The sequence below is a fragment of the Streptomyces sp. NRRL S-337 genome (assembly GCF_000720175.1).
GTDB classification, from domain to species: Bacteria; Actinomycetota; Actinomycetes; order Streptomycetales; family Streptomycetaceae; genus Streptomyces; species Streptomyces siderophoricus.
This window is the reverse complement of record NZ_JOIX01000072.1, coordinates 1-23635: the sequence shown is the minus strand read 5'-3', so window position 1 is coordinate 23635 and position 23635 is coordinate 1. Positions and strand designations below refer to the sequence as shown.

Genomic DNA, 23635 nt, shown 5'->3' with positions numbered 1-23635 from the left:
GGTCCCATCCCAACCCACCGCCGGCTTCACGCCCCTGGAGGATTCAGCCATGACCACGCACCGCCCACGCATCGTGGACCTCAGCGAGACCCAGCCCAACCGCCGGCGTGGAGGTGATCTGCGCGCCATGCTGACGCCCAGCGCGGTGGGTGCCACGAGCGGCTTCATGGGCATGGCCCTCGTACAGCCCGGCGAGCGCATCGGAGAGCACTACCACCCGTACTCCGAGGAGTTCGTGTACGTCGTCCAGGGCGCGCTCGAAGTGGACCTCGACGGGGAGCCCCATCCGCTGCGCCCGGACCAGGGGCTGCTGATCCCGCCCTACATGCGGCACCGGTTCCGCAACGTCGGGGACGTCGAGGCCCGGATGGTCTTCCACCTCGGCCCGCTGGCGCCCCGCCCCGAGCTGGGGCACGTCGACACCGAGGGTACCGAGGAGAGCAGCCCCGCCGCCCCGCCCGAACGCACGGAGCCGGTGTCATGACGCGCCGCGTGGCGGTCACCGGAGTCGGGATCGTCGCGCCCGGCGGGGTGGGAGTGCCCGCCTTCTGGGACCTGCTGTCCGCCGGCCGTACGGCGACCCGTGGCATCACCCTCTTCAACCCGGAGGGATTCCGCTCGCGCATCGCCGCCGAATGCGACTTCGACCCCGCGGCGCACGGCCTGAGCGCGGAGCAGGTCGCCCGCTCGGACCGGTACGTCCAGTTCGCCATGGTCGCCGCGGACGAGGCGCTGCGCGACGCCGGCCTGGACCCCGAACGGGAGAACCCCTGGCGCATCGGGGTCTCCCTGGGCACCGCGGTCGGCGGCACCACCCGCCTCGAACACGACTACGTCGCCGTCAGCGACCGCGGCAAGCGCTGGGACGTCGACCACCGGCCGGCCGGCCGCCACCTGGAGCGGGCCTTCTCGCCCAGTTCGCTGGCCTCCGCGGTGGCCGAACAGGTCGGCGCGCACGGCCCGGTGCAGACCGTCTCCACGGGCTGCACCTCCGGCCTCGACGCCATCGGCTACGCCTTCCACTCCATCGAGGAGGGCAAGGTCGACGTCTGTATCGCCGGCGCGTCGGACTCGCCGATCTCCCCGATCACCGTGGCCTGCTTCGACGCGATCAAGGCGACCTCCGCCAACAACGACGACCCCGCCCACGCCTCCCGGCCGTTCGACGCCCACCGCGACGGATTCGTCATGGGCGAGGGCGGCGCCGTGCTCGTCCTGGAGGAGCTGGAGCACGCCCGGGCCCGCGGAGCGACCGTGCACTGCGAGCTCCGCGGCTACGCCACCTTCGGCAACGCCTACCACATGACCGGGCTGACCCAGGAGGGCCTGGAGATGGCCGAGGCGATCAACCGCGCGCTCGACCACGCCAGGATCGACGCCACCCAGGTCGACTACGTCAACGCGCACGGTTCGGGCACCCAGCAGAACGACCGGCACGAGACCGCCGCGGTCAAGCGGTCGCTGGGCGCACACGCCCACAAGGTGCCGATGAGCTCCATCAAATCCATGGTGGGCCACTCGCTCGGCGCGATCGGCGCCATCGAGATCGTCGCCTGCGTGCTGGCCCTGACCCACCAGGTCGTGCCGCCGACGGCCAACTACGAGACCCCGGACCCGGAGTGCGACCTCGACTACGTGCCCAGGACGGCGCGGGAACTGCCGCTGCGTTCGGTGCTCTCGGTCGGCAGCGGCTTCGGCGGATTCCAGTCAGCGGTGGTACTGACCCGACAGGGCGGGAGGTCGGCATGAGCTCCGCGAAGGAACGACGCTCCGTCGTCACCGGCATGGGCGTCATCGCCCCCAACGGGGTGAGTATTGACGCCTTCTGGAAGGCGACCAAGGAAGGCATCAGCGTCCTCGACCGGGTGACCCGGGAGGGCTGCGAGCACCTGCCGCTCAAGGTCGCCGGTGAGGTACGCGGCTTCGATCCGGCGGACCTGATCGAGGAGCGCTACCTCGTCCAGACCGACCGGTTCACCCACTTCGCCATGGCGGCGGCCAACCTCGCGCTGGACGACGCCCACCTCGGCCGCGCCGACTACGCCGACTCGCCGTTCGCGGTCGGCGTCGTCACCGCCGCCGGGTCCGGCGGCGGCGAGTTCGGCCAGCGCGAGCTGCAACGGCTGTGGGGCCAGGGCTCCAAATACGTCGGCCCCTACCAGTCGATCGCCTGGTTCTACGCCGCCAGCACCGGACAGATCTCCATCCGCGGCGGCTTCAAGGGCCCCTGCGGAGTCGTGGCCAGCGACGAGGCGGGCGGCCTGGACGCCCTGGCGCACGCCTGCCGCACCGTGCGGCGCGGCACCGACGCGGTCGTCGTGGGCGCCGCCGAGGCACCGCTGGCCCCCTACTCGGTCGTCTGCCAGCTCGGCTACGACGACCTGAGCACGCTCGACGACCCGGTCCGCGCCTACCGCCCGTTCACCGACGGCGCCTGCGGATTCGTGCCCGCCGAAGGCGGCGCGATGCTGGTCGTCGAGGAGGCGACGGCGGCCGAGGGCCGTGGCGCACCCGTCCGGGCCGAACTGTCCGGACACGCCGCGACCTTCACCGGCGCCTCCCGGTGGGAGGAGTCCCGGGCCGGACTCGCCCACGCCATCCGCGGCGCGCTGGAGGACGCGCGGTGCGCCCCGGACGAGATCGACGTGGTGTTCGCGGACGCCCTGGGCGTCCCCTCGGCCGACCGGGCCGAGGCGCTGGCCCTCGCGGACGCCCTGGGCCGGCAGGCCACCCAGGTCCCGGTGACCGCGCCCAAGACCGGCACCGGGCGGGCGTACTGCGGTGCCCCCGTCCTGGACATCGCGGCCGCGGTGCTCGCCATGGAACACGGTGTGGTGCCGCCCACCCCCAACGTCGTCGACGTGTGCCACGACCTTGACGTCGTGACCGGCCGGGCCCGCCCCGCCGAACTGCGGACGGCGCTGGTGCTGAGCCGGGGACTGATGGGCTCGAACGCGGCAATGGTGCTGCGGCAGGGCCGGCCGTCCCCCTCGTGAGAAGGAGAACCGCACATGACTGCTCAACTGACCCTCGACGAGCTGGCAGCGCTGATGAAGTCCGCCGCCGGCCTGACCGTCGACCCGAAGGACCTGGCCAACCGGGCCGACTCGACCTTCGCCGAGTTCGGCCTCGACTCGCTGGGCCTTCTGGGCATCGTGGGCGAGCTGGAGAACCGGCGCGGCCGGCCGATGCCGACCGACGCAGAGCGCTGCAAGACGCCGCGCGACTTCCTCGCCCTCGTCAACACCCCTGGCAAAGCCCCCCTGGAAGCCGACAAAGTGCCTACGACAGGAGCCTGACATGCCCGGCCACACCGAGAACGACATCACCATCGCCGCGCCCCTCGACCTCGTCTGGGACATCACCAACGACCTCGAGAACTGGCCGCAGCTGTTCAGCGAGTACGCCGCGGTCGAGGTGCTGTCCCGCGAGGGCGACAAGACCACCTTCCGGCTGACGATGCACCCGGACGACAACGGCACCGTCTGGAGCTGGGTCTCCGAGCGGGTCGTCGACCGCGCCCACCGCACCGTCCGTGCCCGCCGGGTGGAGACCGGCCCGTTCGCGCACATGGACATCCACTGGAAGTACTCCGAGATCCCGGGCGGCACCTCGATGCACTGGACCCAGGACTTCGCGATGAAGCCGGACGCCCCGGTCGACGACAAGGGCATGACCGAGCTCATCAACCGCAACTCCCGGATCCAGATGGAGCTCATCCGGGACAAGATCGAGCAGCGGGACCGCGAGCTGCGGTCCGCCGCCGTCAGCTGACGGCCCGCCGGGCCGCGTCCGGACCGCCCTCGGGCGGCAACGAAGGGATCTTCCCGATGCATCACGCTCTGATCGTCGCCCGCATGAAACCCGGTTCGGCACCGGACATCGCGGAGGTCTTCCGCGAGTCCGACCGTACGGAACTGCCGCACCTGGTCGGCGTCTCGCGGCGGACCCTGTTCCAGTTCGGTGAGGTGTACCTGCACCTCATCGAATCCGACCGGCCGCCCGGCCCGGAGATCGCCAAGGTCACCGAGCACCCCGAGTTCCGTGTGGTGAGCGACAAGCTGTCCGCCTTCGTCAGCGCCTACGACCCCGAGACCTGGCGGAGCCCCAAGGACGCGATGGCCCAGCAGTTCTACCGCTGGGAGCGCGACGGCAGTCGCTGACGCGCAGGCCGTGCCGGTTCCGGGCGGCGGCCCGTTGCTCACGCCGGGACGGTGCACTCGAAGGCGTGCAGGTACGGGTTGACGACGAGGACGTCGTGCACCTCCAGTCCGGCGTCCGAGAGCCGGCGGATCATGCTGTCCTTGGTGTGCTTGGCGCCGCCCACGTTCAGCAGGAGCAGCAGGTCCATGGCGGTGGTGAACTTCATCGACGGGCTGTCGTCGACGAGGTTCTCGATGACCACCACCCGGGCGCCGGGCCGGGCCGCCGACTTGACGTTGTGCAGCGTCCGGCGGGTGGAGTCGTCGTCCCACTCCAGGATGTTCTTGATGATGTAGACGTCGGCCCGGACCGGGATGTCCTCCCGGCAGTCGCCGGGCACCACCTTCACCCGCGGCGCGAGCGGACCGCCCGCGCGCAGCCGGGGATCCGGATGCGCCACGACCGTGGGCAGGTCGAGCAGGGTGCCCTCCAGCGAGGGGTGCTTCTCCAGCAGGCTGGCGAGGACGTGGCCCTGCCCGCCGCCGATGTCCGCCACCGACTGTGCCTTCGACAGGTCCAGCAGCCGGGCGACGTCCTCGGCCGACTGCTTGCTGGAGGTGGTCATGGCCCGGTCGAAGACCTGGGCGGACTCCGTGGCGTCCTGGTGCAGGTACTCGAAGAAGCTCTTGCCGTACAGGTCGTCGAAGACGTCGCGACCGGAGCGCACCGCCTCGTCGAGCCGCGGCCACGCCTCCCAGGTCCACGGCTCGGTGCACCACAGGGAGATGTAGCGCAGGCTGTTCGGGGTGTCCTCGCGCAGCATCCGGGACATGTCGGTGTGGACGTACTTCCCGTCGTCGGTCTCCGCGAAGATCCCGTAGCAGGACAGTGCGCGCAACAGCCTTTCCAGCGGCCGAGGTTCGGCCTTCACCTCGGCGGCGAGCTCCTCGGCGGAGGCCGGCCGGTCGCCGAGCGCGTCGGCGACGCCGAGCCGCGCCGCCGCCCGTACCGCCGCCGCGCACGCGGCTCCGAAGACGAGCTCCCGCAGCCGCATGGCCGACTGGGGCGAGGGACTTACGGTGGTCATTGGAGCCTCTATTCTCCCGTGGTAGGTGAGTGCACCCGTGGCACCGGGTGCGCCAGGTGGGCCGTCAGCACAGCCCGGCCGGCTTCGAGGTCCGGCAGACGTTGCGGACGAACCGGTTGCCCCGGCCCTTGGGGTCCCGGTTGGCCAGGTCGACCGGCTTGTTGCGCAGCACGATGTTGTCGACGACGGTGTTGTGCTCGTTGAGCGCGCCCACGAAGCTGTGGAAGAGCACCACGCCCCCGGAGAGCGGCGACTTGCCCCGGTTGTCGCGGACCAGGTTGTGCCGCACCAGCGTCCGTTCGGTGCCGGTGAGCACGATGCCCGAGCCCTGGAGGAACGGCAGCCGCTTGGTGGCGGCGCAGTGCTTGTTGTTCCGGGAGACGTCGTTGTCCCGTACAGTCAGCGCGCCCGCTCGGGGGCGGGACTCGTCGCCGACGACGAAGACTCCGGCGCAGTTCCCGGTGACGGTGTTGTGGCCGACCGTCAGGTTCCTGACCCGGCGGATGGTGACACCGATCCGGTTGTGGGACATCCGGTTCTGGGTGATCGACGCGCCCTGGGTGTCGGTCGCGCCGCCCTCCTCCTTGACGGTGTTCGCCAGGAAGATGCCGGAGTCGCCGTTGTCGGTGACGAAGTTGTCGCGGATCACGCCGCGGGTGGACTTCTCCTGCGCGATGCCCCAGACCCCGTTCTTCCGGGACGTCACCCCGTGCACGGTCATCCGGTCGGTGCCGGAGGCCCAGATGCCGTTCTGCTTGAAGCCGGTGACGGTCAACGCGCGGATGCTGACGTCCCGGAGCGGGTGGTGCCGCGAGCCGAGCACGCAGATGCCGTTGCCCTCTTCGCCGCAGCGGTTCGCCGCCCGCTTCGCCGACGGGCGGATCACCGTCTTCTTGCCGGCCCCCACGAGGCGCAGCCGCGACGTGGTGATCAGCACGCTCTCGCGGTAGACCCCGGGCCGCAGGACGACGGTGTCACCCGGCCGGGCCGCGTCCACCGCCTGCTGGATCGACTCGCCCGGGCGGACCACATGCCGTCCCGGGGCATCGGAGGGAGGGGCCGCACCCAGTCCGCCGGCCATCACCGCGGCGACACAGCCCAGGAGTGTCATCTGTTGTAGCGCCATGAGGCGAAGCTATGGGCGATCAACCGCGCTCGCCATTTGTGGTGACCCGATGACGGCCGAGGGCGCGCCCGCCGGTGTCCGACACGCCGTCAAGTCCGCTGCCCTGCCGTCCGTCCGGCCGCGCATCAGGGCCGGTCAGCGGGGTTCTTGGGGGGCTCGCCGCAGCTTGCTGCGCCGGTCGGCGGATCGACCGGCCGGCACTCACCTGACCGGGTATCGGACGCCGCGTCCGAACGGTCCCCGGGGCCGGCGTCCGACGGGGGGTCAGCCGGCCCGTCCGGCCACACCTCGGTCAGGAACGCCGCGAGGCTGGACGGCAGGAACCACGGTCGGACGCGGAAGACGGTCATGGCAGACCAACGCGCGGGGCCCGGCCGACGACACCCGGCAAGGGGCCCAAGGCTCCCTTCATCACCCCAACGGCCCTCGGTGGCGGGGCCGGTGCGGCCGGTCCTGGCTCAGTGGGTGCGCCGGATCGCCGCCTCGACCCCGTCCAGGACGACCGCGAGCCCGCCCTCGAAGGTCGCCCGCGCCTCGCGTTCCAGATACGGCACCGCGTCGTCCGTGACCGGGGCCGCGCCCTCGGTCTCCAGCCGGACCAGCAGCGGGAAGCGCTCGGCGAAGTCGGGCACCACCTCCTCCAGCATCCCGGACCGCGCCAGCCACCAGTCCTCGTCGGACACCCCGGTCGAGGCCGCGGCCGCCCGGGACTCGGCGACGGTCCGCGCGGCCCCGCGCACGACGTGCACCAGCGCCCCGACCACCGGCCGCAGCACCGCGGAGTCGAGGCCGGTGGCGTACAGCAGCGCCAGCAGCGTCTCCAGGGCGCGGTACTCGTGGGGGCCGAGTACCGGGCGGGCCTGGGAGACCTGGAGCACCCAGGGGTGGCGCAGGTAGAACTCCCAGGTGTCCTCGGCCCAGGACGTCACCGCGGCCCGCCAGCCCGCCGCCAGGTCGTAGTCGTCCGGCAGCTCGGCCAGCACCTGGTCGTACATCAGGTCCACCAGCTCGCTCTTGCCCGGGACGTAGGTGTACAGCGCCATGGCGGTGCGGCCCAGCCGCTCGCCGACCGCGCGCATGGACAGGGCCGCCATGCCCTCCGCGTCGGCGACCGCGATTCCCGCGCGGACGATCACCTCGACGCTCAGGGCCGGTTTGGGGCCCGGCCACTGCCGCGTACGCGTCCCGCCGGGGCGCTCGTCGCGCCACAGCAGAGCCATCGACCGACGGGGATCGCCCTGGCCGGCGAATACCACCACTTGCCGTCTCCTTACGCCATAAAGTAACGTCACCCGGCGAACTCTTTACGGTGTAAGGATATCAGGAGGGGTGGCGGCTGACATGGGGGCCGAGCAGGTCGGAAAGCCGGAAAAGGAGACCGCGTACGCGGCGGACAGTCATGATGTGATCGAGGTGCGCGGCGCCCGGGAGAACAATCTCGCCGACATTTCCCTGGACATACCCAAGCGCCGCCTCACGGTGTTCACCGGAGTCTCCGGATCCGGGAAGTCCTCCCTGGTCTTCGGCACCGTCGCGGCCGAGTCCCAGCGGCTGATCAACGAGACCTACACGGCCTTCGTGCAGTCCTTCATGCCGGCGCGCGGCCGGCCCGACGTGGACGCCCTGCGCAATCTGAGCGCGGCGATCGTCGTCGACCAGGAACGCATGGGCGCCAACGCGCGCTCCACGGTCGGCACCGCCACCGACGCCCACACCATGCTGCGGATCATCTACAGCCGCCTGGGCACCCCGCACGCCGGGACCTCCACCGCCTTCAGCTTCAACAGCGCCGAGGGCATGTGCCCCGAGTGCGAGGGGCTCGGCCGGGTCTCCACCATCGACCTCGACCAGCTCGTGGACACCTCGCGCTCCCTCAACGAGGGCGCGATCAACGCCCCCGGATTCACCGTCGGCTCGTGGTACTGGCAGACCCTCGCGCACTCCGGATTCTTCGACCCCGACGTGAAGCTCGCGGATTTCACCCCCGCGCAGTGGGACGACTTCCTGCACAAGCCCGCCACCAAAATCAAGCGCGGCACCGCGAACATCACCTATGAGGGACTGCTGACCCGGGTCCGGCGGACCTATCTCGCCAAGGACCGGGAATCCCTGCAACCGCACATCCGGGCCTTCGTCGACCGTGCGGTGACCTTCGCCGCCTGCGGAGCCTGCGGCGGCGCCCGCCTCAATCCCGCGGCCCTCGCCTCCCGCATCGCCGGCCGCAACATCGCCGAATGCTCCGCCCTCCAGATCAGCGATCTGGTGGAATTCGTCCGCGGCATCGACGACCCGTCGGTGGCCCCGCTGGTCGCCACCCTCCGCCACACCCTGGAATCCCTCGTCGAGATCGGTCTCGGCTATCTGAGCCTGGACCGGGAATCCGGCACCCTCTCCGGCGGTGAGGCCCAGCGGGTGAAGATGGTCCGCCACCTCGGCTCCAGCCTGACCGACGTCACCTACGTCTTCGACGAGCCCACCGTCGGCCTGCACCCGCACGACATCCAGCGGATGAACGACCTGCTGCTGCGGCTGCGCGACAAGGGCAACACCGTCCTCGTCGTCGAGCACAAACCCGAGACCATCGCCGTCGCCGACCACGTCGTCGACCTCGGCCCCGGCGCCGGACCGGCCGGCGGACGGCTCTGCTACACCGGCGACGTCCGCGGCCTGCAGGCCTCCGGCACCCTCACCGGCCGCCATCTCGACCACCGCGCCGGGCTGCGCGAGCAGGTCCGGCGGCCCACCGGCCACCTCGCCATCACCGGCGCGACCACCCACAACCTCAAGGACGTCGCCGTCGACCTGCCGCTCGGCGTGCTCACCGTCGTCACCGGCGTGGCCGGCTCGGGCAAGAGCTCGCTCGTCCACGGCTCACTGAGCGGCCGGGACGGCGTCATCACCGCCGACCAGTCCCCGATCCGCGGCTCCCGGCGCTCCAACCCGGCCACCTACACCGGACTGCTCGGCCCGGTGCGCACCGCCTTCGCCCGGGCCAACGGCGTCGGTCCCGGACTGTTCAGCGCCAACTCCGAAGGCGCCTGCCCCACCTGCAAGGGCATCGGACTGGTCTACACCGACCTGGCGATGATGGCCGGCGTGACCTCCGTCTGCGAGGAGTGCGAGGGCCGGCGGTTCACGCCCGAGGTGCTCACCTATACCCTGCGCGGCAAGAACATCAGCGAGGTGCTCGCGATGTCGGTCGCCGAGGCGAGGGAGTTCTTCCCCTCCGGCCAGGCCCGCACCGTCCTCGACCGGCTCGCCGACGTGGGCCTGGCCTACCTCGGCCTCGGCCAGCCGCTCACCACCCTCTCCGGCGGCGAACGGCAGCGGCTCAAACTCGCCCTCCACATGGCCGAGAAGGGCGCCGTCTACGTCCTCGACGAACCCACCAGCGGACTGCACCCGGCCGACGTGGACCGGCTGCTGGGCCTGCTCGACCGGCTCGTCGACGACGGCAACACCGTCATCGTCATCGAACACCACCAGGCCGTCATGGCCCACGCCGACTGGATCGTCGACCTCGGCCCCGGCGCCGGCCACGACGGCGGCCGCATCGTCTTCGAAGGCACCCCCGCCGACCTCGTCGCCACCGCGGACACCCTGACGGCCCGCCACCTACGGAGCTACCTGGGCCGGCCCGCCGCGTGAGCCCGAGGACCGGCACGTCCCCGCGGGGACAGGGGAGTTGATCCGGGGCTCAGCCCGCGCGTTCCGCCGCGCTGCGCTCCACGCAGAACTCGTTGCCCTCGATGTCGGCCATCGTCGCCCACCCCGTCCCGTCGGGCCGGCGGTGGTCGGCGACCAGGGTCGCGCCGAGCGCCAGCAGCCGTTCGACCTCCTCGTCGCGGCCGCGGTCCTGCGGCTGCAGATCCAGATGCAGCCGGTTCTTCCCGGCCTTGGCCTCGGGCACCGTGATGAACAGCAGCGCACCGGCCGCGGTGGTGACCGTGGCCTCCGGATCCCCCGGGAAGTCGTCCTCGGCCAGCGAACCGCCCAGCACCTTCGCCCAGAAGGTCGCCAGATGGTGGGCATCGGTGCAGTCGACGGTGACGTGCCGTATCAGTGAGGTCATGCGCGTCACTATCCGCGGAGGCCGCGGGCCTGTCCACCGGATCGCGTGCCGGGCGTGCACCCGGTTTGTCCGGCCCACCCATTCAGGTCGGGCACCCCTGTCGTCTACAGTTGCAGAAATCCGCAATTCAACAGATGACGCGACGGCCGTGCGGCCTGAACGCGGAGGACCATGCGTGGGCGGTTTCGCCGATTCGGTACGGGCACACCAGACCCGCGGTGCGGGCCGGGCAGGGGCGCGGACATGAGCGGCGCCCGGTCACACCCCAGCGGGACCGGGTGAGCGCGGATGTCCGGCGCAGCACGGCGTAAGGGACCGCCGCCCTGGCGGGCGGTGCGCTCCCGCACCTGCATACCGGCGCCCCCCGGCCCGGGGGCCGCCCGGCCCTGCCGCGGGCGCCCGCCGGCCCGGGGGCCGTTGCACCGACCCCGCGGACACGGCCGCGGCTGCCCCGAGCCGACCGCCCGTCACCACACCTCCCCGCGCTGCGGCGCGCTGCGCCCGCGTACCACCGCGCTCCGCCCGGGCCTCCAGCTGGCCCGGCTGCCCGGCGCCGTGCTGGTCACCCACCGGCCGCCGCGCACCGGCCTGTTGCGCCGGATCCTGCTCGCCGTCCTCGTCACGAACCTGCTGCTGCTCTTCCTCGCACTGGTCGTCTATCTGGGACGGCACGCGGGCACGTAGCGGAGTCCGCCCGAGCCCCCGTCCGCACCCGCCACAGCCACCTGACGTCCCGTCCGAACGACCACACCAGCAGCGCCAGCGCGGTGGCCACCGCAGCGCCGGCCACCGCCCGCGGCACGATCCCGGCACCGGCCACCACCAGCACGACGCCCTGCAGCGCCGCCACCGTCTTCCGGGCCATGCTGGGCGGCAGCGCACCGCGCAACCACGGCCAGAGCCAGGACGCCGCGACGAACGCGTACCGCATCAGACCGATCGCCAGGACCCAGACACCCAGCGGCATCGCGACGTACACGCACAGCACCAGGATCAGGAACGCGTCGACCTCCATGTCGAAACGCGCCCCCAGCGGCGTCGCCGTGCCGGTGCGCCGGGCCACCTGGCCGTCCACGGCGTCCAGGATCAGTGCCACCGTGGCCAGCGCGGTCAGCACCGCGACCGGGGCCCGCCGGTCGAAGGAGTCCGCGACCAGCGCGGTCACCCCGCCCACCAGGATCGCCCGGGCCAGCGTGACACGGTTCGCCGGCCCGAACGGACCGGTCCACGACCGGCGCAGCGCCAGCGTGAGCACCGCCCAGGTCACCACCGCGAACGCCGAGCCCGTCAGCCATCCCGCGGTGCCCAGCCCGACCAGCCGGCACAGCACCTCCAGCACCAGCAGCTGCACGCCCATGCCCGCCGTGGTGTCCGGCCCCAAGGCTCTTGTGTCGAAGTGCTCTTGTACGGCCACCGTGCCTCCCTTGACCTGTGGCGGAGTCCGGGGGCGCCGCGTAGGGTGACGGCGTCCTTGATCCCCAGCATCGAGGACTCCTCGCCGTAGCGTCCAGGAGGATCCCGTTGCCGCGCGCCGCTTGTGCCTTTTGGACAAACGCCCCAGGACAGGGCGAGATCCGGCCGGCGGAGCTGTCCGGGCCCGGGCCCGACGAGGTGCTGGTGCGCACCCTCTGGTCCGGGGTGAGCCGCGGCACCGAGACCCTGGTCTTCCGCGGCGGGGTGCCCGAGAGCCAGCACACGGCGATGCGCGCGCCCTACCAGGAGGGCGACTTCCCGGCACCGGTCAAATACGGCTACCTCAACGTCGGCGTCGTCGAGGAGGGACCGCCCGCGCTGCACGGCCGCACGGTCTTCTGCCTGTACCCGCACCAGACGCACTACGTGGTCCCGGCCCACGCCGTCACCCCCGTACCGGACACCGTGCCCGCCGCCCGCGCCGTCCTCGCCGGCACCGTCGAGACCGCGGTCAACGCCCTCTGGGACGCCGGGCCGCTGATCGGCGACCGGATCGCGGTGATCGGCGGCGGCATGGTCGGATGCAGTGTGGCCGCCCTCCTCGCCCGTTACCCGGCGGTGCGGGTGCAGTTGGTCGACGCCGATCCCGGCCGCGCCGCCACCGCCCGGGCGCTCGGGGTGGACTTCGCGCTGCCCGCCGAGGCCCGGGGCGACTGCGACCTCGTCGTGCACGCCAGCGCCACCGAGGAAGGACTGGCCCGTGCCCTCGAACTGCTCGCGCCGGAAGGCACCGTGCTGGAGCTGAGCTGGTACGGCGACCGGCGGGTCAGCCTGCCGCTGGGCGAGGCGTTCCACTCCCGCCGGCTGGTCGTGCGCAGCAGCCAGGTCGGCACCGTCTCCCCGGCCCGGCGGGCCCGCCGCAGCTACGCCGACCGGATGGCGCTCGCCCTCGAACTCCTCGCCGATCCGGCCTTCGACGCGCTGATCACCGGGGAGTCCGCCTTCGAGGAACTGCCGCAGGTGCTGCCCCGGCTCGCCTCCGGCGACCTCCCGGCGCTCTGCCACCGCATCCGGTACGCACCGCCGGACGGCCGGTAGGCGCCGCGCCCCGGCCCCCGATCCGCCCCCACCGCACCGTCACTGAGACCGACATCACACCGGAGGAACGGCCTTGTTCAGCATCACCGTCCGCGATCACCTGATGGTCGCGCACAGCTTCCGCGGTGCCGTGTTCGGCCCCGCGCAGCGGCTCCACGGCGCGACGTTCATCGTGGACGCCACCTTCCGCCGGCCCGAGCTCGACGCCGACAACATCGTCGTGGACATCGGCCTGGCCACCCAGGAACTCGCCGGTGTGGTCGGCGAGCTGAACTACCGCAACCTCGACGACGAGCCCGCCTTCGCCGGCACCAACACCTCGACGGAGGCGCTGGCCAAGGTCATCGCGGACCGGCTCGCCGACCGCGTGCAGGCCGGAAACCTCGGCGAGGGCGCCCGCGAACTGACCGGCATATCCGTCACCTTGCACGAATCACATATCGCCTGGGCCACCTACGAGCGCGCGCTGTGACCCGCGGCGGCGCCGCCACGGCCGGGGAGCGGACGGTGCACGTCGTCCTGCCCGGCGGCGTCGGCGACCCGGCGGCGCCCAGCGGCGGCAACACCTACGACCGCCGGGTGTGCCAGGGCCTTCCGGCGGCGGGGTGGCGCGTGCGCCCGCACGCCCTGCCCGGCGCCTGGCCGCGGCCGGCCGCCGCCGACCGCGCCGAGCTGGCCCGGCTGCTGGCGGAACTGCCCGACGGCGCGGTGGTCCTCCTCGACGGGCTGGTCGGCTGCGGCGTCCCCGAGGTCCTGCGGCCCGAGGCCGCCCGGCTGCGGCTCGCCGTCCTCGTCCATCTGCCGCTGGCCGACGAGACCGGGCTCGACCCCCGCGAGGCCGCCGACCTGGACGCCCGGGAACGCCGGGCCCTGCACGCCGCCGGCGCCGTCGTGGCCACCAGCGCCTGGGCCGCCGGCCGGCTCACCGCGCACCATCACCTGCCGCCCGCCCGCGTGCACGTCGCCCGGCCCGGGACCGACCCCGCACCGCTCGCCCCCGGCACCGGCCACGGCACCGCGCTGCTCTGCGTCGCCGCGCTCACCCCGCGCAAGGGACACCGCCGGCTGCTCGACGCCCTGGCCACCGTCACCGGTCCGCCCTGGCACTGCACCTTCGTCGGCGGTCCCGGCAAAGACCCCGGTTACGCCGCCCAACTGCGGGATCACGTCGATGAGTTGGGGCTCGGCGGCCGGATCCGTTTCGCCGGGCCACAGACCGGTGCCGAGCTGGCCGCGCACTACGCCGCCGCCGACCTGCTGGTGCTCGCCTCGTACGCCGAGACCTACGGCATGGTGATCACCGAGGCGCTGGCGCGCGGAATTCCCGTCCTGGCCACGGCCGTCGACGGCGTACCGGAGGCCCTCGGGCGGGCCCCCGACGGCACCCCGCCCGGCCTCCTCGTCCCCGCCGGGGAACCCGCGGCGCTCTCCGGTGCCCTCGGCGACTGGCTCGGGGACCGGGCGCTGCGGCACCGGCTGCGGGAAGCCGCGCGCGGACGGCGTGCCATGCTGGAGGGGTGGGAGATGACGTCGCACAGCCTGGCCGAAGCGCTGGAACGGCTTCGGCACGACCCCCGGAGCAGCCGTTGACCGCCGTCGGCAGCCCCCGATTCGCCCCGCGCTGGCTGGAGTTGCGCGAACGCGCCGACGCCGCGGCCCGGGCCCCCGAACTCCTCCGTCCGCTGCGCAGAGCGCTCGCCGGACGGCCCGGCCCGCCCGGCCTGACCATCCGCGACCTGGGCTGCGGCACCGGCTCCATGGCGCGCTGGCTCGCCGTCCGGCTGCCCGGCCCGCAACGCTGGATCCTGCACGACCACGACCCGGTGCTGCTCGCCGAGGCCGGCGCCCGGATGCCCGCGACGGCCGCCGACGGCACGCCGGTCACCGCCACCACCGAGCGCGGCGACCTGACCGCCCTCACCGCCGCCGACCTCGCCGGGACCTCCCTGGTCACCGCCTCCGCCCTGCTCGATCTGCTCACCCTCGACGAGATCGAGGCGCTCGCGGCGGCCTGCGCGGGTGCCGGCTGCCCGGTCCTGCTGGCGCTCTCGGTTGCCGGACGGGTGGAGCTGACCCCGCCCGATCCGCTCGACGCGGAGCTGGCCGCCGCCTTCAACGACCACCAGCGCCGTACCGACGGGGACCGCGGGCTGCTCGGTCCGGACGCGGTCGCGGCGGCGGTCACGGCGTTCGAACGGCACGGCTGGACGGTGCGGTTGCGGTCCAGCCCGTGGCGGCTCGGCTGCGCGGAGTCCGCGCTGACCGCCGAATGGTTGCGCGGCTGGGTCGGCGCCGCACACGCCCAGCGGCCCGCGCTGGCACCGGAGGCGGCGGCCTATCTGGGGCGCCGGCTGGAGGAGTGCGCGGCGGGCGAACTGGGCGTGACCGTGCACCACACCGACCTGCTGGCGCTGCCCGGTCCGCCGCCCGGGGACGGGGGATGAACCGCCGCGGCTGGGCGCTGCTGCGGCTGCTCGCGGGCGCGGGCATCCTGGCGGCTCTGGTGTGGCACCTGGGTTCCGGGGCCTTCCTGGACGGGCTGCGCCGGATCGACGCCGGAGCGCTGCTCGCGGCCCTCGCACTCGGCCTGCTGACCACGGTCGGCAGTGCCTGGCGCTGGTGTCTGGTGGCTCGCGGCCTGGGCCTTCGACTGCCGCTGGGCCGGGCGGTCGCCGACTACTACCGGGCGCTGTTCCTCAACGCGGCGCTGCCCGGTGGCGTCCTGGGCGACGTCCACCGCGCGGTGGGGCACGGCCGGGCCTCCGGCGACCTGGGCCGCGGGGTGCGGGCGGTGGTCCTGGAACGCACCGCCGGCCAGCTGGTGCTGGTGCTCGCCGGGGCCGTGGTGCTGCTCGCCCGGCCGTCCCCGGTCCTCGCGCCGGCCGTCCGCGCGCTGGCCTCACCCGGCGCCGCCGTGACCGCCGCCGCGGTGGGCGCCGCGGCGCTGGTCCTCGCCCGGTGGCTGCGGCGCCGCCCCGGCACCTCACGCGTCCGGCGCGCGCTGGGCACCTTCCTGACCGAGGCGCGCCAGGGCCTGGCCGCCCCCGGCGTCCGCTTCGGTGTCGCCCTGTCCTCCGCGGTGGTCCTCGCGGGCTACCTCGCCATGTTCGTCCTGGCCGCCCGGGTCGTCGGCGTCACCGCACCGACCGCCGAGCTGGTGCCGCTGGTCGTCCTCGCCCTGCTCGCCATGGCGCTGCCGCTGAACGTCGGCGGCTGGGGGCCCCGCGAGGGCGTCGCCGCCTGGGCGTTCGGCGCCGCCGGGCTGGGCGCCGCGCAGGGCCTGGCCACCGCCGTCGTCTACGGCGTCCTCGCCTTCGCCGCCAGCCTGCCCGGCGTCGTGGTGCTGTGCGCCCGGTGGGGCGCCGCCCTCCGCGCCGGCCGTCCGCAACTCCATCTCGAAGAGGGTGTCCTCCCCGAGCAGGGTGCGCCGCAGCGGCGGCCGGAGCGCCTCGCGCATCACCGTCGTCCCGGGGAACCGCAGGCCGGGCACGCCGTCCCCGATCAGTACCGGCGCGACCGTGAGGTACAGCCGGTCCAGCGCACCGGCCTGCACGAACCGCGACACGGTCACCCCGCCGCCCTCGATCAGCACCCGGCCCAGGCCGCGGCGCGCCAGGGCCGCGAGCAGCCGTGACGGGGCGAACGCCGCCGCGTCGGGCAGCCGGAGCACCTCGACGCCCTCGCCCGTTACGTCCGGCGGCACCGCGGCGTCCGGCCCCACCAGCCACAGCGTCGGCGCGGCCCGGTCCGTGAACACCCCGCTGCCGTGCGGCACCCGGCCGCGCGGATCGAGCACCACCCGCACCGGGTTGTCGCCGGGGCAGGCCCGTACGGTCAGCCGCGGATCGTCCGCCACGGCCGTGCCCGCGCCGACCAGCACGGCGTCGGCGAGCGCCCGCAGCCGGTGCAGATGGCGGCGGTCGGCCGTCCCGGTGACGTAGTCGGCGTCGCCGGTGCGGGTCGCCACGAAGCCGTCCAGGCTCTGCCCCAACTGCCCGAACGCCACCCGCGGGCCGGCCAGGCAGAGCGGCAGGTAGCGCTCGGCGAGCTCCGTGGCGCCGGCCGAGGCGGGCTCCTCCCAGCGCGGCCGGCCGTCGCCGTCCCGCACCAGCCCGGCGGCCCGGGCCTGCCCTTCCGTACGGATCCGCCGCAGCCGCTGCCACGCCTGTGCGGTCCCCAGCACCTCAGTCATCGGCGTCCGCCCCGGCACCCAGCAGTGTGACGTACGCGGCGAACGCCTCGGTCAGTCCGGCCAGCAGCTCCCGGCCCTTGGCGGCCGAGGCGAGCGAGGGGCGGCCGACGACACCGGACGTGGTGTACGCCGACAGCCCCAGCGTCAGCAGGTGCCGGCGGTCGTCGGCCGGGCAGTCCGCGCCGGCGTAGCCGTCCTTGACCAGTTCCGGATGGGCGTGCAGCAGGATCGAGGTCTCCAGTTCGCCCGCGTGCATGTCGCTGTGTGCGGAGGTGCGTATCCCGGCCCGGTCGCGGGCGGCGTCCCAGTCGGCGGTGCCGGGGAAGAGCGCCATCCGGATGCCGCGCCCGGCGGATTCCTGCACCACGTTGCGCAGCACGTAGTTCCCGCCGTGGCCGTTGACCAGGACCAGGGCCTCGATCCCGGACCGGAGCAGCGAGTCGGCGAGGTCCGTGACGACGGCGTGCAGCGTCCGTGCGGAGATGCTGACCGTCCCCGGCCAGGCGGCGTGCTCCTGCGAACAGGAGACGGTCAGCGGCGGCAGCAGCAGGACGTCATGGGCGGCGGCCACCTCCCGGGCGACGGTGCAGGCGATGACCGTGTCGGTGGTCAACGGCAGGTACGGGCCGTGCTGTTCGAAGCTGCCGATGGGCAGCACCGCAAGTTCCGGCCGCCTTCTGCGGACGTCCTCGGTGGTGTCGGCCGGCAACAGCCCGGCGGGCGTCGGCGGTTGCGGGGGAGCGGTCATCGGGATCGGCCGCCTTTCGTCGGTCGGCTCGCCGGGAGCCGGTCGGGACGCGGGTGCCGCAGCATACTTGTCATGTATCTGAGTGATCGCCGCCGGGTTCCGACCCCCGTGGGTACCATCGCGCCATGACGGACCCCGACGCCCTGTGCGGCCCCCGCCCCGGTCATGACCTCGCCGTCGCCCCCGACACGGCCCGCCCACTGCCCGGTGTGGCACGGGTGGTCTCGGTCCGGCTGCCCACCGCCTACGGGGAGTTCCGGGCGGTCGGCTATCTCGACCGGCCCAGCGGAACCGAGCACGTGGCGCTGGTGTACGGCGAGGTCACCGGCGAACCGGTGCTGACCCGGGTGCATTCGGAATGCCTGACCGGGGACGCGTTCGCCTCCCGGCACTGCGAGTGCGGTGACCAGCTGTCCGCGGCGCTGCGGGCGATAGCGGCGGCCGGGCGCGGGGTGCTGGTCTACCTCCAGGGCCACGAGGGCCGGGGCATCGGCCTGCTGGCCAAGCTCCGGGCGATGCAGCTCCAGGAGGAGGGACTGGACACCGTCGAGGCGAACATCGCGCTCGGGCTCCCGGTCGACGCCCGGGAGTACCGCGCCGCCGCGCAGATCCTCGACGACCTCGGCGTCCGCGCGGTGCGGCTGCTGTCCAACAACCCGCGCAAGCGCGCCGCGTTGGTGCGGCACGGCATCGCCGTCACCGAACGCGTCCCGCTGCTGGCCGAGCCCCAGGCGGAGAACATCCGCTATCTCCGCACCAAGCGCGAGCGTCTCGACCACGACCTGCCGCACCTCGACGGCATCCCGGGCCAGCTCTGACAAACCGTCAGTTCCCGCCCGCCGTAACGGCCCGGGTGTGGCGCAGCAGGTCCGGGGCCCGCGAGGAGTGCTCGCGGGCCCCGGACCTTTGGTGCGGTGGATGTGCCCGATCAGGAGGCGACGGACACCGCCTCGGCCCGCTCGGCCGCCGGCCGGGCCGTGACGACGCGCTCCGCCAGATGCCCGAAGACCAGCCCGAAGGCGGCCCACAGCACCAGCTGGACGGCGAGCGCCGACAGCCGGAACTGCCACAGCAGCGTGGCGGAGAAGTCCGCGGGCACCTCGTTGACGGCCGGCAGGAACGCGTAGGCGAGCCCGACGGCGACCGCGAACGCGGCGACGGCGGCCACCGTCGCGTACCAGTTGCCCAGCTTCGGAGCCAGCCGCCGGCCGAGGATCGTGGCGGCGACGGCCAGCAGGAGGCCGAGCAGCATCATCAGGAAATACAGGGCGGTGCGCTTGCCGATGGTGTCGGGGTCGCCGACCGACGGTGGATTGGCCGGGTATTTCAGGAACGGCACGACGTAGCCGGCCACCAGCGCCGCCCCGGAGAGCAGCAGGGCCGTGGCGCGGGCCCCGAACCGGCCGATCCGCCCCAGGGCGAAGCAGAAGGCCAGTGCGGCGATCCCGCCCAGCGCCACGCCGTAGACCAGGACGCCGGTGGCGAGCCCGGCCGTGGACTGCAGTCCGCGGCTGACCACTTCCATCTCGTGTTCGTGGCTGTGTGCCTCCTCGAAGGCGATGGCCGCGTCGATCCGCGGTTCGCCCAGCACGTAGGCGACGAGGAGGGCCAGCGCGCCGGCGGCGAGGCCGGCGAGCATGCCGCGGACCAGCAGGGCCCTGACGGTGAGGGAGTTCATGGCTGCGGCCGTCCGTCAGTGGCAGGGGAAGCCGAGGAGGTGGCGCCCGTCGTGCAGCCATTCATGGACGTCCGAACCGGACAGCAGCGAGGTGGCGCCCTGCTCTGCGCCGACGAAGTACAGCAGGATCAGCATCAGCACCCCGGCGAACAGCGCCCAGGGGGCGATCGCCTTCAGCGGGAGCGGAGCGGGGGTGGTGGTGGCGCCGGCGGCCGGCGGTGCGATGGACGAAGCCATGGCATGACCTCCTGTTGGGGGGAACTCGCGTCCCCGTTAATGGGAGTGCAGGACGACATGCGGGTCTGGCTCGTCCGGTACCGGCCCCTGGCGGGCTGATAAAAAACCGGACATACAGTGGCGCGACCGCACCGGGATCCCACCGGCTTCCGTCATGCCGTCGTCAAGCACCGGGAAACGTACCGCGATCCGGCCACCCGGCCAAGACCGCTCGGGGGGCGGACTGGTGCGGGCTGGGGCGCATCCGCCGGGCAACTCCCTTGCTCCCCAGGTGAGTTGGAGCCCCGGCGGCAAAGGAGAGAAGAGGGCATGACAACTCGGGTGATGCTGGTCTCGCCGGCCGCGGGCGACGCCCAGCGCGAGGTGCGCTTCGACGACGACTCCCCGCCGCACGCGGCCGGACTGCGGCGGGCCCGGGCCGCCGCGGGGGCGCTGCCGGACACCGACCGAGTCTTCGCCTCGCCCTCCGCGCGCTGCCGGCGCACCGCGAAGGAGCTCGGACTGCCGGCCGGCCCGGTGCCGGAGCTGGCGGGCTGCGCGATGGGGGAGTGGCGGGGGCGGACCCTGGCGGAGGTGGCCGAAACGGAACCGCTCGCGGTCTCCGCCTGGCTGTCCGATCCGGACTTCGCCGGGCACGGCGGGGAGTCGCTGCGGCAGCTCTGCGACCGGGTCGCGGGCTGGCTGACCCGGATGGCGCTGGACGCCGGGCGGGTGCTGGCGGTCGTGGAACCGGACGTGGTGCGGGCCGCCGCGGTGTGTGCCCTGCGGGTGCCGGCGGACGCGTTCTGGCGGCTGGACGTGGCGCCGCTGACCGTGACGGAGCTGAGTGGGCGGGGCGGCCGCTGGAATCTGGGCCTGGGCCGGGCGCTGTACCACGGGGGAGCGGAAAGGTGACCGTACCCCTTCAAAATTCACCTGCTGCTTCATCTACACATAAAGGCGACATAAGCGCAGAATGAAACCGTGGCCCGATGCCACGGAATAACGGCCAGGCTGCCAGTGAAGGAGGCGAGTCGCATGGCCGACGTCTCACACCACAGGGGAGATCTCGCAGGTCACCCCGACGCTTCGGAGATGCAGGCCCGATACGAGCGGGTGCTCGGTGGGCGTGATGTGGTACTTGTCGACGGTCCGGTGTTCCTCGTCGGCCTGTACTGCGCCGTCTCGCCGTTCATCGTCCACTACACGCTGGCGCAGCCCGCCCTGGCAACGCACAACCTGATCGTCGGGATCGCGATCGCCCTGCTGGCGGTCGGCTTCACCGTGACCCCGGCGCGGATGTACGGCCTGAGCGGCGCGATGTGCGCGATCGGCGTGTGGATGATCATCGCGCCCTGGCTCGTGGGCCGCAGCCCGGACGCGGGCGTCATCTGGAACAACATCGTCATTGGTGGTCTGACGTTCCTGCTGGGCGCCTTGTGCGTCGCCGCGGCATCCAGGCGCCGCACCACCTGAGGCGGTGCCCGCGGGGGCCGCAATGAGTGACCGCCGGTCCGCCTGCCCTTTCCGGACAGGCCGGCCGGCGGCCGTATGCCGTCGCCGGGCCCGGGAGGACCCCTGTCGGTGCCGGGGAAGACCCCTATCGGTACCGCCCGCGCCCACCCGCCGAGAGGTGTCCGGCGAGGCCGGCCAGGACCAGCCCGCCCGCCAGGAGGAGGGCGTGCGGCAGCAGGATCCCGGCGGCCAGGCTGCCGGCCGCGGCGGCGGGCACCAGCCAGCCCATGCCCCGGAGCCCGGGAGGGGGCCAGGTGCCGCGGCCGGCGGGCGGGGTGCGGAGCTGGGCGTACGGAGCGGCACGGTGCCGGAACGACTCGGCGAGCTCGCCGAAGGCGCGGTCGTCGTACGGGGACAGAGGGCGTCCCTCCCCTCCCGGAAGATCGAGGCGGGCCCCGTCCCGGCCGGCCGAATTGCCGCGCCCGGATACGACCTCACCTGCGTTGTTGTGCCCTGCCCAGCCCTGCCCGTAACGCCGTTGGCCGCGCCGGCGCTCCCCGGCCGCCGCGGAGGCAGGCATGCGCCACCCGGACAAAGCCGGTTAAATCGAACGTGTGGGGCAGGGGCCTTGGGCCCGCCGCCGCCCCGGAGAGGGAGCGCCCCGTGACCGCTGCACCCGTCGATGACCACGAAGACTTCGCCGACGCCGACCGCGGCTTCATCGCCGAGCTCGACCCGCCGCGGATCACCACGGACGACGGCCGGCCGGTCTGGGACGCCGCGGCCTACGGATTCCTGGCCCAGAACTGCCCCGACACCGCCCACGAGGGCCTCTGGCGGCAGGGCAGGCTGGTCAGCCGCCAGGGCCTCTACGAGGTCACCGACGGCATCTACCAGGCCCGCGGCCTGGACCTGGCCCACATGACGCTGGTCGAGGGCGACCACGGCGTCATCGTCGTCGACCCGCTGCTCTCCGCCGAGACCGCCGCCGCGGCCCTGGAGCTGTACCGCAAGTACCGCGGCGACCGGCCGGTCACCGGGCTGATCTACACCCACTCGCACGCCGGCCACTTCGGCGGCGCCGGCGGTGTCGTCCCCGCCGGGCACGATCCCGTACCGGTCCTCGCCCCGGCCGGCTTCCTCGCCCACGCGGTCGGCGAGCAGCTCGACGCCGGACCCGCGAGGTCCCGGCGCGCCGCCTTCACGTACGGCACCGCGCTGCCGAAGGGACCGGACGGCCAGATCGGCTGCGGGCTGGGCACCACCCGTTCCACCGGCACCCGCACCCTGATCCCGCCGACCGTGGACATCACCCGCACCGGCCAGGAGGAGATCCTCGACGGCGTCCACCTCGTCTTCCAGCTCACCCCGGACGCCGAGGCCCCCGCCGCGATGAACTTCGGCTTCCCCGCGCACCAGGCGCTCTGCCTGGGCGAGAACGCCACCCACACCCTGCACACCGTCCTGCCGCTGTACGGCGGGGCGGTCCGCGACAGCCGGGCCTGGTCCCGCCACCTCGACGAGGCGCTCGCCCTCTTCGGTGACGGCACCGAGGTCGCCTTCGCCTCGCACCACTGGCCGACCTGGGGCAAGGACCGCATCCGGGCCCTCCTGGCCGGCCAGCGCGACCTGTACGCCTACCTCCACGACCAGACCCTGCGGCTGCTCAACGCCGGGTACACCGGCACCGAGATCGCCGAGCAGCTGCGGCTGCCGCCGGCCCTGGCGCGGGTGTGGTCCCACCACGGCTACTACGGCTCGGTCAGCGACCACGTCAAGGCGGTCGCCCAGCGCTACCTGGGCTGGTTCGACGGCAACCCCGCCCACCTGTGGGAGCACCCGCCGGCCGAACAGGCCCGGCGCTACGTCCACGCCCTCGGCGGCGTCGAGGCCACCGTGAACGCCGGCAAGGGTTACGCGGCCGACGGCGACCTGCGGTTCGCCGCGACCCTCCTCAACCACGCCGTCTTCGCCGACCCGCACAACGTGCGGGCCCGCCGCGCCCTCGCCGAGGTCTACGAATGCCTGGGCCACGGCGCGGAGAACGCGGTCTGGCGCAACGTCTACCTCACCGGTGCGGGCGAACTGCGCGGCGCCCCTGCCGCCCGGGACGACACCCAGGACTCCACCGCCGCCCCCGACCTCGCCCGGGCGCTCACCGTCGACCAGCTCCTGGACTCACTGGCCGTGCGCATCGACGGGCCGCGCGCCTGGTCCACCGCGCTCACCCTCGACCTCTACCTCCCCGACGAGGACCGCACCTGGCGGCTGACCCTCTCCCACGGCGCCCTCACCCACCGGGCTTCCCCCGGCGCCCCCGCCCCCACCGCCGACGGCAGCCCCGACCTCACCCTCACCCTCACCAAGCCCCAGCTCCTCGACCTCCTCACCCCCCACGCCCCCACCG

Annotated in this window: 26 protein-coding genes, 1 pseudogene and 1 riboswitch; of the genes and pseudogenes, 17 read left to right on the top strand and 10 right to left on the bottom strand. The window is 73.5% G+C overall.

Features of this window, described 5'->3' with window-relative positions:
• The first annotated feature begins 49 nt into the window (after positions 1-49).
• From IG62_RS0132880 to IG62_RS0132855, 6 genes are read left to right on the top strand one after another with little or no spacing between them, the layout of a single operon-like run.
• Positions 50-484 carry a cupin domain-containing protein gene (locus IG62_RS0132880; protein ID WP_030811872.1) on the top strand — a complete coding sequence of 145 codons (435 nt, stop codon included), beginning with the start codon at positions 50-52 and terminating at the stop codon, positions 482-484.
• Positions 481-1749, top strand: a complete 1269-nt coding sequence (locus tag IG62_RS0132875) for a beta-ketoacyl-[acyl-carrier-protein] synthase family protein (RefSeq protein ID WP_030811870.1) — start codon at positions 481-483, stop codon at positions 1747-1749. Before IG62_RS0132880 ends, IG62_RS0132875 begins: the two co-directional genes overlap by 4 nt.
• Positions 1746-2996 (top strand): ketosynthase chain-length factor, encoded by a 1251-nt coding sequence (locus tag IG62_RS0132870; RefSeq protein ID WP_030811868.1) that lies wholly within the window; start codon positions 1746-1748, stop codon positions 2994-2996. The genes IG62_RS0132875 and IG62_RS0132870 overlap by 4 nt, the downstream gene beginning before the upstream one ends.
• 15 nt (positions 2997-3011) lie before the next feature.
• Complete coding sequence (locus IG62_RS0132865; RefSeq protein WP_030811866.1) at positions 3012-3299, top strand: acyl carrier protein; 288 nt, start codon at positions 3012-3014, stop codon at positions 3297-3299.
• Between the two features lies 1 nt (position 3300).
• On the top strand, positions 3301-3774 hold the full coding sequence (locus IG62_RS0132860) for an SRPBCC family protein (RefSeq protein WP_030811864.1): 474 nt from the start codon (positions 3301-3303) through the stop codon (positions 3772-3774).
• Positions 3775-3830: 56 nt separating this feature from the next.
• Positions 3831-4163: a TcmI family type II polyketide cyclase gene (locus IG62_RS0132855; RefSeq protein WP_030811862.1), complete on the top strand. Its 333-nt coding sequence runs from the start codon at positions 3831-3833 to the stop codon at positions 4161-4163.
• 38 nt (positions 4164-4201) lie between these two features.
• Here IG62_RS0132855 and IG62_RS0132850 read toward each other — a convergent pair whose 3' ends face one another.
• The 3 genes from IG62_RS0132850 to IG62_RS0132840 form a co-directional block, all read right to left on the bottom strand.
• Positions 4202-5230: a methyltransferase gene (locus tag IG62_RS0132850; protein WP_030811860.1), complete on the bottom strand. Its 1029-nt coding sequence runs from the start codon at positions 5228-5230 to the stop codon at positions 4202-4204.
• Between the two features lie 64 nt (positions 5231-5294).
• Entirely contained in the window at positions 5295-6356 is a 1062-nt protein-coding gene (locus IG62_RS0132845; RefSeq protein WP_030811857.1) for a right-handed parallel beta-helix repeat-containing protein, read from the bottom strand.
• A 458-nt stretch (positions 6357-6814) separates the two neighbouring features.
• Positions 6815-7615: a TetR/AcrR family transcriptional regulator gene (locus tag IG62_RS0132840; protein WP_030811854.1), complete on the bottom strand. Its 801-nt coding sequence runs from the start codon at positions 7613-7615 to the stop codon at positions 6815-6817.
• Between the two features lie 82 nt (positions 7616-7697).
• Between IG62_RS0132840 and IG62_RS0132835 the strand changes: the two genes are divergently transcribed.
• Positions 7698-10004 carry an ATP-binding cassette domain-containing protein gene (locus tag IG62_RS0132835; protein ID WP_030811851.1) on the top strand — a complete coding sequence of 769 codons (2307 nt, stop codon included), beginning with the start codon at positions 7698-7700 and terminating at the stop codon, positions 10002-10004.
• Positions 10005-10053: 49 nt separating this feature from the next.
• Here the strand turns inward: IG62_RS0132835 and IG62_RS0132830 are convergent, their stop codons facing one another.
• Positions 10054-10428: a VOC family protein gene (locus IG62_RS0132830; RefSeq protein WP_030811848.1), complete on the bottom strand. Its 375-nt coding sequence runs from the start codon at positions 10426-10428 to the stop codon at positions 10054-10056.
• 288 nt (positions 10429-10716) lie between these two features.
• Between IG62_RS0132830 and IG62_RS45540 the strand changes: the two genes are divergently transcribed.
• Complete coding sequence (locus IG62_RS45540; RefSeq protein ID WP_078872395.1) at positions 10717-11112, top strand: hypothetical protein; 396 nt, start codon at positions 10717-10719, stop codon at positions 11110-11112.
• Here IG62_RS45540 and IG62_RS0132825 read toward each other — a convergent pair.
• The gene (locus IG62_RS0132825) at positions 11048-11842 is read right to left on the bottom strand and encodes a CDP-alcohol phosphatidyltransferase family protein (RefSeq protein WP_078872394.1); all 795 of its coding nucleotides are present in this window, start codon (positions 11840-11842) and stop codon (positions 11048-11050) included. The genes IG62_RS45540 and IG62_RS0132825 overlap by 65 nt on opposite strands.
• Positions 11843-11949: 107 nt before the next feature.
• Between IG62_RS0132825 and IG62_RS0132820 the strand changes: the two genes are divergently transcribed.
• The 5 genes from IG62_RS0132820 (at position 11950) to IG62_RS48045 (ending at position 16573) form a co-directional block, all read left to right on the top strand.
• Entirely contained in the window at positions 11950-12939 is a 990-nt protein-coding gene (locus IG62_RS0132820; RefSeq protein WP_030811842.1) for a zinc-dependent alcohol dehydrogenase, read from the top strand.
• 73 nt (positions 12940-13012) lie between these two features.
• Positions 13013-13411: a 6-pyruvoyl trahydropterin synthase family protein gene (locus tag IG62_RS0132815; protein WP_030411145.1), complete on the top strand. Its 399-nt coding sequence runs from the start codon at positions 13013-13015 to the stop codon at positions 13409-13411.
• The gene (locus tag IG62_RS0132810) at positions 13408-14529 is read left to right on the top strand and encodes a glycosyltransferase family 4 protein (RefSeq protein WP_030811838.1); all 1122 of its coding nucleotides are present in this window, start codon (positions 13408-13410) and stop codon (positions 14527-14529) included. The genes IG62_RS0132815 and IG62_RS0132810 overlap by 4 nt, the downstream gene beginning before the upstream one ends.
• Positions 14526-15383 (top strand): methyltransferase domain-containing protein, encoded by an 858-nt coding sequence (locus tag IG62_RS0132805; protein WP_030811835.1) that lies wholly within the window; start codon positions 14526-14528, stop codon positions 15381-15383. The genes IG62_RS0132810 and IG62_RS0132805 overlap by 4 nt, the downstream gene beginning before the upstream one ends.
• A complete protein-coding gene (locus tag IG62_RS48045) occupies positions 15380-16573 on the top strand; it encodes a lysylphosphatidylglycerol synthase transmembrane domain-containing protein (protein WP_199812554.1) in 1194 nt (397 codons plus the stop codon). Before IG62_RS0132805 ends, IG62_RS48045 begins: the two co-directional genes overlap by 4 nt.
• On the opposite strand, the pseudogene IG62_RS48040 reads toward IG62_RS48045, so the two are convergent.
• Together IG62_RS48040 and IG62_RS0132790 are read right to left on the bottom strand one after the other, a co-directional pair.
• Positions 16487-17131: pseudogene (locus tag IG62_RS48040) on the bottom strand (RibD family protein); the annotation flags it as partial. The gene IG62_RS48045 and the pseudogene IG62_RS48040 sit on opposite strands and share 87 nt — an antisense overlap.
• Positions 17124-17879: a creatininase family protein gene (locus IG62_RS0132790; RefSeq protein ID WP_030811826.1), complete on the bottom strand. Its 756-nt coding sequence runs from the start codon at positions 17877-17879 to the stop codon at positions 17124-17126. The pseudogene IG62_RS48040 and the gene IG62_RS0132790, both read right to left, overlap by 8 nt.
• A 125-nt stretch (positions 17880-18004) precedes the next feature.
• Between IG62_RS0132790 and ribA the strand changes: the two genes are divergently transcribed.
• Positions 18005-18697 carry a GTP cyclohydrolase II gene (gene ribA / locus IG62_RS0132785; RefSeq protein WP_078872391.1) on the top strand — a complete coding sequence of 231 codons (693 nt, stop codon included), beginning with the start codon at positions 18005-18007 and terminating at the stop codon, positions 18695-18697.
• Positions 18698-18807: 110 nt separating this feature from the next.
• On the opposite strand, the gene IG62_RS0132780 is transcribed toward ribA, so the two are convergent.
• Positions 18808-19557 carry a CbtA family protein gene (locus tag IG62_RS0132780; RefSeq protein WP_030811820.1) on the bottom strand — a complete coding sequence of 250 codons (750 nt, stop codon included), beginning with the start codon at positions 19555-19557 and terminating at the stop codon, positions 18808-18810.
• A 15-nt stretch (positions 19558-19572) separates the two neighbouring features.
• The gene (locus tag IG62_RS0132775; RefSeq protein ID WP_030811817.1) at positions 19573-19794 is read right to left on the bottom strand and encodes a CbtB domain-containing protein; all 222 of its coding nucleotides are present in this window, start codon (positions 19792-19794) and stop codon (positions 19573-19575) included.
• A 40-nt stretch (positions 19795-19834) separates the two neighbouring features.
• Positions 19835-19990: riboswitch (cobalamin riboswitch) on the bottom strand.
• Positions 19991-20103: 113 nt separating this feature from the next.
• Between IG62_RS0132775 and IG62_RS0132770 the strand changes: the two genes are divergently transcribed.
• Both IG62_RS0132770 and IG62_RS0132765 read left to right on the top strand, forming a co-directional pair.
• Positions 20104-20688, top strand: coding sequence for a histidine phosphatase family protein (locus IG62_RS0132770; protein ID WP_030811814.1), 585 nt, complete (start codon positions 20104-20106; stop codon positions 20686-20688).
• A gap of 123 nt (positions 20689-20811) precedes the next feature.
• The gene (locus IG62_RS0132765) at positions 20812-21249 is read left to right on the top strand and encodes an SPW repeat protein (protein WP_030811811.1); all 438 of its coding nucleotides are present in this window, start codon (positions 20812-20814) and stop codon (positions 21247-21249) included.
• A gap of 124 nt (positions 21250-21373) precedes the next feature.
• Here the strand turns inward: IG62_RS0132765 and IG62_RS45525 are convergent, their stop codons facing one another.
• On the bottom strand, positions 21374-21808 hold the full coding sequence (locus IG62_RS45525; protein ID WP_030811808.1) for a hypothetical protein: 435 nt from the start codon (positions 21806-21808) through the stop codon (positions 21374-21376).
• A gap of 83 nt (positions 21809-21891) precedes the next feature.
• Between IG62_RS45525 and IG62_RS0132755 the strand changes: the two genes are divergently transcribed.
• Positions 21892-23635 (top strand): alkyl/aryl-sulfatase (locus tag IG62_RS0132755; protein WP_030811805.1); only part of this gene is annotated, 1744 nt, incomplete at its 3' end.

Coding starts and splice junctions, on each gene's coding strand:
- IG62_RS0132880 (WP_030811872.1), top strand. CDS start 50: ATGACCACGCACCGCCCACGCATCGTGGACCTCAGCGAGACCCAGCCC.
- IG62_RS0132875 (WP_030811870.1), top strand. CDS start 481: ATGACGCGCCGCGTGGCGGTCACCGGAGTCGGGATCGTCGCGCCCGGC.
- IG62_RS0132870 (WP_030811868.1), top strand. CDS start 1,746: ATGAGCTCCGCGAAGGAACGACGCTCCGTCGTCACCGGCATGGGCGTC.
- IG62_RS0132865 (WP_030811866.1), top strand. CDS start 3,012: ATGACTGCTCAACTGACCCTCGACGAGCTGGCAGCGCTGATGAAGTCC.
- IG62_RS0132860 (WP_030811864.1), top strand. CDS start 3,301: ATGCCCGGCCACACCGAGAACGACATCACCATCGCCGCGCCCCTCGAC.
- IG62_RS0132855 (WP_030811862.1), top strand. CDS start 3,831: ATGCATCACGCTCTGATCGTCGCCCGCATGAAACCCGGTTCGGCACCG.
- IG62_RS0132850 (WP_030811860.1), bottom strand. CDS start 5,230: ATGACCACCGTAAGTCCCTCGCCCCAGTCGGCCATGCGGCTGCGGGAG.
- IG62_RS0132845 (WP_030811857.1), bottom strand. CDS start 6,356: ATGGCGCTACAACAGATGACACTCCTGGGCTGTGTCGCCGCGGTGATG.
- IG62_RS0132835 (WP_030811851.1), top strand. CDS start 7,698: ATGGGGGCCGAGCAGGTCGGAAAGCCGGAAAAGGAGACCGCGTACGCG.
- IG62_RS0132830 (WP_030811848.1), bottom strand. CDS start 10,428: ATGACCTCACTGATACGGCACGTCACCGTCGACTGCACCGATGCCCAC.
- IG62_RS45540 (WP_078872395.1), top strand. CDS start 10,717: ATGTCCGGCGCAGCACGGCGTAAGGGACCGCCGCCCTGGCGGGCGGTG.
- IG62_RS48045 (WP_199812554.1), top strand. CDS start 15,380: ATGAACCGCCGCGGCTGGGCGCTGCTGCGGCTGCTCGCGGGCGCGGGC.
- IG62_RS0132790 (WP_030811826.1), bottom strand. CDS start 17,879: ATGACCGCTCCCCCGCAACCGCCGACGCCCGCCGGGCTGTTGCCGGCC.
- ribA (WP_078872391.1), top strand. CDS start 18,005: ATGACGGACCCCGACGCCCTGTGCGGCCCCCGCCCCGGTCATGACCTC.
- IG62_RS0132780 (WP_030811820.1), bottom strand. CDS start 19,557: ATGAACTCCCTCACCGTCAGGGCCCTGCTGGTCCGCGGCATGCTCGCC.
- IG62_RS0132775 (WP_030811817.1), bottom strand. CDS start 19,794: ATGGCTTCGTCCATCGCACCGCCGGCCGCCGGCGCCACCACCACCCCC.
- IG62_RS0132770 (WP_030811814.1), top strand. CDS start 20,104: ATGACAACTCGGGTGATGCTGGTCTCGCCGGCCGCGGGCGACGCCCAG.
- IG62_RS0132765 (WP_030811811.1), top strand. CDS start 20,812: ATGGCCGACGTCTCACACCACAGGGGAGATCTCGCAGGTCACCCCGAC.
- IG62_RS45525 (WP_030811808.1), bottom strand. CDS start 21,808: ATGCCTGCCTCCGCGGCGGCCGGGGAGCGCCGGCGCGGCCAACGGCGT.